The sequence below is a fragment of the Pseudoalteromonas sp. MMG012 genome, assembly GCF_018100875.1.
Classification (GTDB): domain Bacteria; phylum Pseudomonadota; class Gammaproteobacteria; order Enterobacterales; family Alteromonadaceae; genus Pseudoalteromonas; species Pseudoalteromonas aurantia.
In genome coordinates, this window is sequence record NZ_JAGJEF010000020.1 from 62,657 (window position 1) to 73,506 (window position 10,850).

Genomic DNA, 10,850 nt, shown 5'->3' on the forward strand with positions numbered 1-10,850 from the left:
AACGCTAAAAATTAAATTTTAGCGTTTTATTATGTCACTAACTTATGCCACTAACCCATGTCACTACCTAACACAATCTCCAGCTACTGCTTTTTGTCTGCAGAAAAATACTTACGGCGCAGTAAATCATGAACCACCAGCTCTTGCTCTCGGTTATATGCCTTGAACATCCGGTTATTATGCATATGTAAAATGGATCCTAATAAAGAGTCACGACTACAATTGAGCTGCTCATCTTCAATGAGTACATTTAGTTGTGCCACGCATGGTGCAGCTTGTTGCTGCCATTGAGCTAATAAATCGAACAAAGCCTGCTGCACTTCATCACACTCATGCGCTTTGTCTGTATGTAACTTTTCAAAATCATCATGCAACTGACCTTCATATTCTCTAAATCGATTGCCTAATTGCTTACGTAATACGCTACTTTCGTTGAACTCCCGACCAAAGCCATCACGCAGACTGCTGATCAACTTAAACTTCTCTTCATCGCTATACTGAAACAATGAGAGTAAGCGATCAGTATAACTTAGCGCCATACGCCAGCGTATTCCTTCATCATACTCATCTATCAACCCACATGTTTTCGCTATCAATGCACTATCAAACATAAACAATGATTCAATCAATGCCATTGACTCAGGCCCGCCATAACGTTCAACCTCTCGTTCATATGTCATCAGCTCAACTTTATGTAACTCACCACTTTCGACCATCGGATCTAATAACGCATTTAGCTTAGGTAAGAGAACACCGCAGAGTGTGGCTGGATCGCCATGAAAGCGTAGACGCAAATGCCAATCTGGATCACCATAGCGAATAAAAAACCACTTATCATAAAGCGCATTATTGTCTTCTATCAGGGGTAACAATTGCTCACTCAATAACTGTTCCACTAAAGAATTGCCTGAATACACTTTAAGACTTAACCACTGTGAACCTGCACTAAATCGGCGTTTAATAGGCGTGGCCGTAATATTGGCTAGAGGATTATCCGCATAATGACTATGTGGTGTTGCCAGTTCATTAAAAAATGGCACAATCACTTCATTGTTGTAGTGTAAATCTTGCGCATCCATAGTACGAGATTCAAACTGCGCATACAGTACTTCTTTTAATTCTATTCTTGTTTGTCCTTTTGTTTCACTCAACAGAATATCGAACATGTCTGGACTACGTAAATCTAGGTTTAAAACATTGTCTGACATCGCATAGCTCACCAATGGATCTAATTGGTATTTGCTTAACAATACTTCTAATTTTGCGTGTTCAAAATGACCATTTTTAGCTATATCTTCAAAGTGCTTTCGATCGATCCGCCATGTTTTTTCACTCAAAATTAAATTGTCTAGCATAATGCGTGGCACGAATGCAGCTCGTTCTGTACTACTGGGCATACTAAAATGAGGCGCTCGACCGTCTTGGTGCTGCAACATACATAAAAATTTATAAGCACTCAGACTACGGTTTGAATAATTATGTGCACATGATAAGCGTGGCACCACTTGTTTATTCAAACGCTTGCTCCATAGCTTTACCTTTTGTCCTTCTACCCAAACATATAGATCACTCAATGGGATCTGATACTCATGCGCGAGACTACTATCCGCCATAAAGACAATTTCATATTCTCGCAAATGCGGTCTGGCAATAACATTGCCTGGCCGACCTTCAGGCATATGTACAACTTCTGCAAAAATCACATCTGGGGAGTGCATTTGCTCTCGCTTTAGCTCCCCAATAACATCTGCTTTTAAAGAATCATCTAAGTGGCAAAAGCGGCCCAACAAATTCGCAGACGATGGTCCGTAGCAGCCATTTAATTTAATGATCGGGTTTTGCTTCTCATCTTGATACAAACTCATCATTGCTGCAAAAGAACTTGGGTATTTACTCACAGCTCCTTTGTTGGTTACTTTAGCTTTTAATTCTTTGCTTTTGAGTGTAATACTGGTGCGACTGCGATTTTCAGGCAAACTGATCGCATCTTCAATTATATTGTCTAGCACGCTAATCTCAGGGACCGTGGCATTACCTTTTCCTGAGCGTGCTAAATTAAGACCTGCAACTAAGGGCGCTTCATAACCAGTTTCGTTAGACACACCAATGCCTGACTCATCATCCAAAATGACATCTAATGGCACAAACTGCCCCTCGAACCGCGCGTTAAACTTGGTTGAGAACTGATTTAGGGCACTTTGCTCTGGTGATAAGCTTAGTCCCGAGAGCAGCTCTAATTGCTTTTGAAAACGCGAGAGTTCCATCTCACTTAAATGGCAAGTCTCAAAGCTGCGATAAATATCAGACTGAAACAGTTTATTTTCTTGCGCTTTAACTGGCAAATTCTCAAAATGGGTGAGTAACTGTTTATAAGGCGTTATTTCACCACTTTTTTGCTCATCTAACCTTTCAATTTGTGACAACGCCGTCGCCAAATGGTCGGCGGTCTCTCGCTCTTCAATATCTTCAAGTGACTTCAGTAAAGCGAGATCAGGAGCATCCCCTGTAAGTGGCAGTGGAATATCAGCAAGTAGTATCCCTTCACTAATCAAATCTTGAATATATGCTTGCACATCTTCACGCTCAGCTTCTGCGTAGTGGTCACAGAATGCGTCAACCAAACCATTTAAGCTTAAGCCTGAACTCGCTTGGTCTAACGCAAAACAAAAGTATTCATCACTTTCCACTGCACTTAATCGGTACTGCATACTTTCATCAGACATATAAGTTTCGATATATCGACACTGTTCTGCAATAAAGTAATGTGATGGGTTGGGTTTATAAGTCAATGTATCTGAATGCGATGCATGCTTAATAAAATGCTCTTTCAATGCCGACAAATAGAACATGTCGAGTCGTGTCTTACGACTATCTTGAGTGTGGTCACTCGCACATAACTGTGTACTATCCGTAACCATGCCTTTATGAATGCCCGAAAATAAACCGAATGGCGTAGGCCGTGAACACATTCTCACCATATATTTCAGTAGCGCTTTTGCCACCTTTTTGCCCTGCTTTGATTCTGGCTTAGAACGCCATTGTTCAATGCGTTCAAGTAGAGACGGACTCGCTAAATATACCGCCTCTTCAACGCCAGGCATTGCTAGCCAATTGCTCAATACTGTATTGCTATCAACCTCTGGATCTGAAAATGACGTTAAGTGCTCTACCGCTAGACGTGGTATACGCACTACAAAAAAACGACTATTTTTTAAAGTCTTAGGCTTGTGATTCACTTTATTTTTATTTAACACCTTCATCTCCTATGACATTAACAAGCAATCAGACCAACTCACATCATCATCTAAAAAGCTAATGAGCCCAATACCTATCCCCGCATAGCCCATCAAGAAACCGAAGTCTTCACTATGTGTTTTATCTAATCCATTAAATGAATACAATGCTTCAATACCCCGTTCATCATATTGCTTCAAACTATATTCAAGCCAAGTATTCATTGCATCACTTAATACTGGGTGGGGCATAATGTGATTCAATAGTTGATAAATTGTCACTAACCCAACAAAACCATGACACAACCCCGCATCAATGATATGCCCTGACTCAGCATCTCGATGTGCACTGTGTATTGCGATTTCTAATGCCTGTTCAACATAATGAGGTCGGTCAATGGCTTTTCCGACACGCGCCAAAGTCAGCGCGATAGTAAGGTCTCCATAACACCAGCCCAATCTAGACTCATACCCTTCACCTGCACATGAACCAAAGCAAGCATTTGCTGCTTTGTCTGGATTTTGTTGTTCCAGCAACCAATCGCACCCCCCCAGCAACAGTTCTGTAACTTGTTCTTTTAGTTTAGGAATATGTACAGCGGGTAACAAAGCAGCAATAATACCGGGTACCCCATGAGCAAGGCCCAAGTTATATTCAGGACCTCGAGGAGAGTCTTCATCTTTATCAAATCGATAAACAGACTCTGAAGGTTGTGACCAAGTAATATGGCCATTGTCTAGCTTCGTAGATACGCTAGCTAGGCCATTAACAATCACCGTATACAATTCCGTTTGATCAGTAAAACGCGCTCTTCTAGCTGCATAGGGCGCATAGCCTGATAAGCCCAAAACCATTTCTATTTCGCCTAACCATGGGTTATGCGCTAAAGACTCAACAAAAAGCGCATCAACATCTTCTAATAAATCGGCATCATAATCATCTTGATTCGCTTGATTTAAATACTCTAATACCCATGCTTGACCCGCAAGCCCATTGCTTAGCTCAAACGATTGTTCTGCTAATCCTTCTTGTAATAATTCCAGCTTATCAGTAAATTTATTCTCATCTAGAAGACTCGGGTCAAAACGATGCGCATTGTATAAAAAGAGTAAATGCCCCGCTAAACCACTTAATAATCCATTGCCAGCAACCTCATCAGTGTGATTTATGACTTTATTCGCAAGCTCACGAATAATACGATGTATTTTAGTATTTTGTGGCACACTAAGGTGATTAGGCTTGGTCATACTTATCCTTAAGGTAATTTAGTTTTTTTATTATGAGTATCTACACAAGGTACTTAAGAGGAAACTAAAATTCAACAAAAAACAGCACAGCTTCGTCACAAACTATTTCATTATTGTTGCGATCGGTTTCACGTCTTAATTCATTTTTCAAATTGTTAGAGAGGGAATTCGAGATAGTGACGTAGATGCTGATAGGTCACCAATACCGCTCGACTTTATTGTTAAGATAACAAACACAATAATGACTGCTTAGCCTGCGTAATATACAACATGTGACACTTTGCACATCTCTCTAGATAATGTGCAACGTGTCACAGCGTGAACAACTTTAAGAGTTATTCTCCATTGACTCTTCCTCAATTTTATACTTTTTCAGTTTAATTTCGCGATCGGCCGATGCAATAGTTTCCCGTCGGTGCGCAATTATCACCCGTGTGATTTTTAATCGAGATACCGCTTCATTAATATCTGACTCTAAACTGGTGTCTAAATGACTGGTTGCTTCGTCCATAAAAAGAATTTTCGGATCTTTATATAGAGCGCGTGCCAATATAATTCTTTGCTTTTGACCACCAGATAAACTCGACCCCATATCACCAATTAGACTATCGTACCCCATCGGCATCGCACTAATATCATCATGAATGGCGGCCAAATCTGCACAATACACAACACGTTCCATATCAATAGGTGTGTCAAAGAAAGCGATATTGTCTGCAACTGAGCCGGATAAAAGTTCATCATCTTGCATCACAGCTGATATTTGTTGTCGGTATTGACGTGCCCCAATCTGATCTAGTGGCACACCATCAATCAACACTTCACCACTTTTTGCTTGGTTCAAGCCAAGCATGATTTTTAACAACGTCGATTTACCGCAACCAGAAGGGCCTGTAATCGCAACAGATTCACCAGCTTGAATCGTTAAATTAAGTTTATTGAGCACATTAGCTGTTGCATCCGAGTACGCAAAGCTCACGTTCTTAATCTCAATATTCCCTTCTATTTTATGCGTTTTCGTTTGATCTGGTTGCAATTCTTCTTTTTCAGTCAGTGCAATGTCTGCTATACGATCAAAATGTAAACCGAGCATTTTGAACTCAATAAGCTTTTCAATAAGATTCGCAGTTTTATCCATAAATTGGCGCTTATACGACATAAATGCAAATAGCATCCCCGTACTAAAGCCTCCTTGGATCACCAAATGTGCAGCCAAGTAAACAACAACAATGTTTTCAATACCAAACAGTGCGCGGTTAATCGCATCATAACCAATTTGAAAGTTACCTAAGCGTATATTCTGGTTAATTGCTTTAGCGTAACGATTTTGCCACTGTCCTTCGCGTTTAACTTCTGAGCCAAACAGCTTTATGGTTTGAATACCGCGAACCGTTTCCATAAAGTTAGAGTTTTCTTCAGCTCGCGCCATTATTTCTTGCTCGCTAATAGTACGAAACGGTTTGTACATCGCCATTCGAACTAATGCATAAGCAATTACAGCCACTAATACCACTAGCGATAACATCGGACTATAAAAGAAGATCATTGCCAATGTTATAATTGCCATTAAACCGTCAATGATTGCTTCTATTACACCCGTAGTCAGTAATTGCTTCACTTGTTGCAATGAGCCAAATCGAGAAACCACATCACCCATATGACGTGTTTCAAAATAAGATAAGGGTAATCTTACTAAATGATGAAATAAGTTTGCGCCTAGTTGAATATTCATCTGATTACCAAAGTGTAACAAGGTAAAGCCCCGCAAGACATTCGTTGCGATTTCGAAAACCATAACCAGACTAAAGCCAACAGCGAGTACCGTTAATAGCGATGTATCACCAGTCAGTACCACATCATCGATGACCAACTGAATATAGTAAGGTGCCGCCAGCGTGAACACTTGCAGTAGCATTGATAACGCAAATATTAAAAATAATGACCTTTTTAAACCAGTTATCCGACTCCAAAAGTCTGAAAATTTCAAAGAAGGTTTCGCTTCTTTTTTTTCAAATTGCTTCGTGGGCGTCAATTCAAGTGCAATACCCGTAAAATGATTCGACGCTTCTTTTAAGGTAAATGTTTTTTCGCCGGAAGCTGGGTCATGAATAACGATTCTTTTCTCATTGGCTTTTTTTAACACCACAAAGTGATTCATATCCCAGTGCAATATACAAGGTGTCTGAAGCGCATCTAAATCTTCTAACTCAATCCTTAGAGGCCTTGATGTTAACTCAAGTTTCTCCGCAAACTGCATGATGTCAAGCAGTGTCGCTCCCTCCATGGAAATGCAAAACCTCTGCCTGAGGGAAATTAAGTCACTTTCATAGCCATGATAGGCAGCAACCATTGCCAAACTAGCAAGACCACACTCTGCCGCTTCTGACTGTAAAATTATGGGAAGTGATTTCCTTGACCAAAACTGTAGCTTTGCTACAGGCGCTTCGTCTTCAATATGCATTATAAGCCGCCTTTATTCTCATTTTTATACAGCTTACAGCTGACCTTGAATACTAAATACTGGGTCAAATAACCATCGCAATAATGACCGCTCTTCTATAATAACATCAGCATCCAACATCATTCCTGGGCGCAACGCTGATGATTTCCCATACGCTTGCACCTGTTGCTCATGCAGCGATACCACGACTCTATAAGCAGGATCGGTTATGATGCCTGGCGTATTTGTTTCATCAGGCAGTATAACGCTATTGCTGACCTCAATAATTTCCCCATCATAAACCCCAAACTTTTCATAAGGAAATGCGTGATAGCGTAAGCGTGTAAGTTGCCCCTCATTAACAAAACCAAATGCCGAAGTTGGTACAAAGATCACCGCCTGCATCTTACTGTTTTCAGGCAAAACAGACAGTAAATTTTGGCCTTCAGCGACATTTTTACCTACTTTTGCCAATAACCCACTAACAATGCCAGCTTTTGGTGAGCGTAGCTCCCCTAACCGTTGCTGCTCTATCGAGGAAAGTTGTATTTGTAAATCCGCTTTTTGTGACAGTAACTGTGACAATCGATTACTCTGCTCCAGAGGAAGCTTCGTAAGTTGATTGTCTAACTGTTCAATTTGGCTTTGTAACGATAAGCGCTCAGACTTAATGCTGGAAGCCTGTTGTTTTAATGAAAGTAAGGTATCTCGTTGGCGTTGTAATTCTAATTCTGAAATATACCCAGTACCTTTTAACGTACTAATCTGAGTGACCATTTGTTCATTCAACTTTAAGCGCTCAGAAAACGTACTCGCCTGTAAATCTAGTTCAACTAGTCGAGCCACTGCAACACGCTTCTGTTGGGAGAGTTCATTAATATCAAGCTTATCTTGAAGGCTTTGTTTTTGTAACTGTTGCTCCAAGCTTTGCAACTGAAAGCTATACTGATTCAACAGTGCCTGATTTAGCTCCACAGCATGTTTACTGTGCTTAGCCGAAGCAATGCGTAAAATAGGAGCATCTTTAGCAACATACTCCCCCTCTTTTACCAAAATTTCTGAGATAACCCCTGTTTGAGATGCTTTTAATCTTAATAGCCCCGTATTGGGTTCAATCACCCCTGACACCCGTTCTTTACGGGTATATTTACCAATGGATAGGAAGCATAAACTGATCACGACAACAGTAAGGATGAGAATTGTCAGAGTTTTAAAAACCGGTGGCTGAACGAGTGACACAGCGCCTTCGAGTCGATGCTGTTTATTTTCCATTACCTCTTTGCGAAATAGATTTTCCATAACTCTACTGCAGACCTTTTAATTATTGTTAATTTTTGATTAACTCACAGTAATGTACCACTTTGCCTAGAAGAAAGGAACACGCTTAAACAGATGAAGTGAAGGCCAATATTCACCTTCACTTTGCGTAATTTTTACGATTTATTTTTAACAGGTCTTTGCCAACCATTTAAATTTCGCTGCTTAGAGCGTGCAACGGCCAACTGGCCATCATCTACATTTGCCGTGATAACTGAGCCTGCACCAATTGTCGCCAACTTACCTATTTCAATCGGCGCAACTAACGATGAATTTGAGCCAATAAAGGCATTATCACCAATAATGGTCTTTGACTTATTCACGCCATCATAGTTACAAGTGATTGTACCTGCCCCTATATTGACCTTTTCACCCACCTCAGCGTCACCCAAATATGTCAAGTGATTCGCTTTTGAACCTTTACCCAGACGCGTTTTCTTCATCTCAACAAAGTTTCCAACATGAGAATCTTCATCCATCACCGCCCCCGGACGCAAGCGCGCAAAAGGCCCCAACGTACAGTGAGCCGCAACCTGCGCATCTTCAATCAATGTATTCGCTTTAATCACAACATTGTCACCAATACTGCAATCTTTTAAAACACAATTAGGGCCAATTACCACATTATCACCAAGTGTAACTGTCCCTTCAAATATCACATTAATATCGATATGAATATCTTCACCTGTAGAAACGACGCCTCGCACGTCGACACGAGCAGGATCAGCTAAAGTTGCACCACCAAGCATTAATTTTTCTGCCTGCCAAGATTGATATGCTCGCTCTAGCGCAGCCAATTGGACTCGATTGTTTGCACCTTCAACTTCCATGGGGTCATCAGGTTGAGCTGAAGATATCTCAACGCCTTCATTGTGTGCCATTGCCACAATATCAGTGAGGTAATACTCACCTTGTGCGTTGTTATTCGATAAATTTGATAACCACTTTTTCAACAGCCGACCATTCGCCGCCATTATTCCGGTGTTAATCTCTGTAATTTTCAGCTGTTCAGCAGTGGCATCTTTTTGCTCTACAATTCCCACCAATTTACCATTGGCTCGTAACATCCTGCCATAGCCATTTGGGTTATCTAAATTGACGGTTAATACCGCTAACCCTTCTGAAGGTGTGGCCGAGAGCAGACGTTCTAATGTAGAACGCTTTGTTAAAGGCACATCACCATACAAAACCAATACAATATCATCATCATTAATGTGTGGTGTCGCAACAGCAACGGCATGGCCAGTTCCCAGCTGCTCTTCTTGAAGGACCCAGTTTACATCATTACTTGCTAGTGCTAGTTGTAATTGTTCACCACCATGACCGAACACTAAATTTGTCGCACGAGCGCCCATTGCAACAGCATTATCAATAACATGCTGTACCATTGGTTTTCCTGCTATTGAGTGTAAAACTTTTGGGAGTTTAGAGCGCATGCGAGTACCTTTACCCGCCGCCAAGATAATTGAAGTTAGTGCCATGAACACTTGATCCTTTTAGAATAAAATATGAGCCAATGAAACTGGCAGCCATAGTTTGCTTTTTTACGATAGCAACCAACATTTCTTATTAGTCGTATTGTAACGCTCTTCATTCTAATTGGTAAGTGCTGCTGCAAATTGGATATATTTTGCTACATAAAGTGTAGGTAGGTGGTTCTTAAATACATATACCACGTTACAGTAACTCGATGTCTATAGCGAGTACCTGCTCCGCTGCATCCCATTGTGCTATAAATTACAGTGTTCTTTATCGAAAAAAGAGACAAGTGCATCCTGCTTACTTAATTTATCCAGCAAATTGAAACTTCTCTGATCTAAATTACTCGAAATTAAAAGCTTACTTCCTTTTATTTCATCGACGTGAAATTGCCATTGTTCTGAACTGTCGCAAAACCATAAACTGGAACCTGGCATAATCATTGGATCATCGGACTCAATCGAGGTTTGATATTTTCCTAATACTGTGTACGAGGTCACAATAAATAACAACTGACCTTCAGAAAGTGAATGCCCAGTATTAAGTTCTTTATTTATGAACTCAACATATCCATTCGTTTTAGCATGAAGGCGCCTCGTATTTTGTTCCGATTTCACAGCATATTCTAATAAACTTTGCCCTTTTTTAACGCCATTCCCCACATATAGAACTTCTTTGTTTACAAGCTCTCCTGACTCCCTTGCATAGTAGAAATCACTTGCGGGTACCTGCAGTTCTAGCTTTCCATAGAGTGAACCTGCCATAACAGATAAGAAAAGAGGCATACTTATAATATTCAATCGTTAATTTCCTTGTGCTTTTGTAATTGCTTCATCGTTTAAAACCGACGTTATATTCCTCCAAACATGCATTAGCTAGGAGTCTCTTTGGGGAAACCTACCCTTTTCAGTATCGCTTCTCTTAACTTTAGTTATTTGTGGTTCCTTCATTCACAATAAGCAATATTTACTTTGCATCTAAGGTCGGTTCAATAAGTCACTTCTTTATCTTTTTCGTTCTCAATGTCAATTTCATCACGCTATCCCTTGTTATTATTGTTGATCGGGTGCCACATTAAAATTTAGTTCGGATTTTTTACGGTCTGTGTAATGGTGTCGGTATTCGCACCACCC

6 protein-coding genes are annotated in these 10,850 nt (G+C 40.4%); all 6 read right to left on the minus strand.

All coding sequences use genetic code 11. The features are described 5' to 3' along the window. Window positions 1–83: 83 nt before the first annotated feature. The 6 genes from J8L97_RS09325 to J8L97_RS09350 all read right to left on the minus strand — a co-directional run bounded on the left by J8L97_RS09325 (window position 84) and on the right by J8L97_RS09350 (window position 10,517). Entirely contained in the window at window positions 84–3,254 is a 3,171-nt protein-coding gene (locus J8L97_RS09325; RefSeq protein WP_312037145.1) for a lantibiotic dehydratase, read from the minus strand. A gap of 9 nt (window positions 3,255–3,263) precedes the next feature. Continuing rightward, on the minus strand, window positions 3,264–4,481 hold the full coding sequence (locus tag J8L97_RS09330; protein WP_211049005.1) for a lanthionine synthetase C family protein: 1,218 nt from the start codon (window positions 4,479–4,481) through the stop codon (window positions 3,264–3,266). A gap of 328 nt (window positions 4,482–4,809) precedes the next feature. Continuing rightward, window positions 4,810–6,942 carry a peptidase domain-containing ABC transporter gene (locus J8L97_RS09335; protein WP_211049006.1) on the minus strand — a complete coding sequence of 711 codons (2,133 nt, stop codon included), beginning with the start codon at window positions 6,940–6,942 and terminating at the stop codon, window positions 4,810–4,812. A 33-nt stretch (window positions 6,943–6,975) separates the two neighbouring features. After that, complete coding sequence (locus J8L97_RS09340; RefSeq protein WP_211049009.1) at window positions 6,976–8,220, minus strand: HlyD family efflux transporter periplasmic adaptor subunit; 1,245 nt, start codon at window positions 8,218–8,220, stop codon at window positions 6,976–6,978. A gap of 134 nt (window positions 8,221–8,354) precedes the next feature. Continuing rightward, window positions 8,355–9,719: a bifunctional UDP-N-acetylglucosamine diphosphorylase/glucosamine-1-phosphate N-acetyltransferase GlmU gene (gene glmU / locus J8L97_RS09345; protein ID WP_211049011.1), complete on the minus strand. Its 1,365-nt coding sequence runs from the start codon at window positions 9,717–9,719 to the stop codon at window positions 8,355–8,357. A 249-nt stretch (window positions 9,720–9,968) separates the two neighbouring features. Then, window positions 9,969–10,517: a hypothetical protein gene (locus J8L97_RS09350; protein ID WP_211049013.1), complete on the minus strand. Its 549-nt coding sequence runs from the start codon at window positions 10,515–10,517 to the stop codon at window positions 9,969–9,971. Window positions 10,518–10,850: the final 333 nt, after the last annotated feature.

Coding starts and splice junctions, on each gene's coding strand:
- J8L97_RS09330 (WP_211049005.1), bottom strand. CDS start 4,481: ATGACCAAGCCTAATCACCTTAGTGTGCCACAAAATACTAAAATACAT.
- J8L97_RS09335 (WP_211049006.1), bottom strand. CDS start 6,942: ATGCATATTGAAGACGAAGCGCCTGTAGCAAAGCTACAGTTTTGGTCA.
- J8L97_RS09340 (WP_211049009.1), bottom strand. CDS start 8,220: ATGGAAAATCTATTTCGCAAAGAGGTAATGGAAAATAAACAGCATCGA.
- glmU (WP_211049011.1), bottom strand. CDS start 9,719: ATGGCACTAACTTCAATTATCTTGGCGGCGGGTAAAGGTACTCGCATG.